General features: G+C 65.3%; 1 protein-coding gene. It reads left to right on the forward strand.

Features of this window, described 5'->3' with window-relative positions:
- Positions 1-457: 457 nt before the first annotated feature.
- On the forward strand, positions 458-1,389 hold a 932-nt coding region (locus tag VEC57_07870; GenBank protein HYB99040.1), incomplete at its 3' end, for an ABC transporter permease.

Genomic DNA, 1,389 nt, shown 5'->3' on the forward strand with positions numbered 1-1,389 from the left:
GCCGTCCACGGCCTCAAGGGCACCGCCGTGATCGGCGGCCGGATATTCCGGCCGGGCGGCGGGATCACGCTGGGCGGAAATTCCGGCACCAATGCCATGCAGGTGTACCGCCCCACCATGCGCTGCGAGTGAGGCCTTAACCTCTCCCGCCCGCGTGGCGACTCACTTCTTGCGCTTCTGGTCGCCCTTGCGGCCGTGGCTTGGTTCGACTGTCGTCTGGCACTCTGCCTGAAGTCTTGGCCGGGCGAGCGCCAGACGACAGTCGGATTTGGTAAACCAGCTCTCGTGATCGCGGCCCCTCTCGGTTTCGATCAAGGATAGTTCAAACTAAATTAGTCTGAGTACTTAATTGGATTAGGAGCTGGCAACTATGCTTTCGCTTCTCGCACGGAGCCGTTCCCTTCTTCGCGGCCGTGGCGCACGCGGCCTGCGCGCCTTCGACAGTCTGCGGTTCTCGGTGCTCGACCTCAAGCTTGGCGGACGCATGCTGGTCAAGCATCCTGCGCTCACCGTGATCGCAACGATTGCCGTAGGGTTCGCGGTCGCCGTCGGCACTGTCGGGTTCGAGATCGCGCGACAAGCGCTCTGGCCGACGATTCCGCTTCCGAACGGCGACGCCATCGTTGCGTTACAAAACTGGAATGCCGCCGAAAGCGTGCGGATCGACGCATCGCGCCGTGATTACGAGCTGTGGCGCGGCGGTCTCAGCACGATCACCGATCTTAGCGCCGTCGAGGTGGAAGAACGCAGCATCGCCGTCGGCGCCGGCCCCGGTCAGCCGGAGACCGTCGCCAACGTGACCGCGTCGACCTTTGCGCTGACGCGCGTTCCGGCGTTGATGGGACGCACGCTGCTGGAAGCCGATGAACGGGGCGGCGCAGAAGAGGTCGTGGTGGTCGGATACGACTTCTGGAAGAACAAGCTGGACGGCGCGGCAGACGCCGTCGGCCGCGTCATTCGCATCAGCGGCACGCCTGTCACGATCGTCGGCGTGATGCCACGCGGCTACGGATTTCCACGGCGGAACGGCGTCTGGCGACCGTTGCATCTCGAGCGGATTCCCGAGGCATCGCCGAGCCTGCGGTATGTCTTCGGGCGGCTGGCGCCGGGCCATCCACGCGAGGAAGCGACCGCCCAGGTGGCGGTGATCGGCGCCCGAGCAGCGACGACGTTTCCGGAGACGCGCAAGAATGTGCGCCTGCAAGTCGTCTCTCTGCCCGACGCTGTCAGTTATTGGGACGACGGCCTGCCGTGGATGCTGGCGTCGATGAACGTGTTCCTCGTGCTGTTGGCCGCGCTGTTGTGCGGCAACGTCGCAATGTTGTTGTTCGCCCGCGCCGTCAGCCGAGAGCGGGAGCTCCTGGTTCGCGCCGCACTCGGCGCCGGCCG

It is taken from the genome of Candidatus Limnocylindrales bacterium (genome assembly GCA_035626395.1).
GTDB lineage: Bacteria > Desulfobacterota > Binatia > UBA1149 > CAITLU01 > DASPNH01.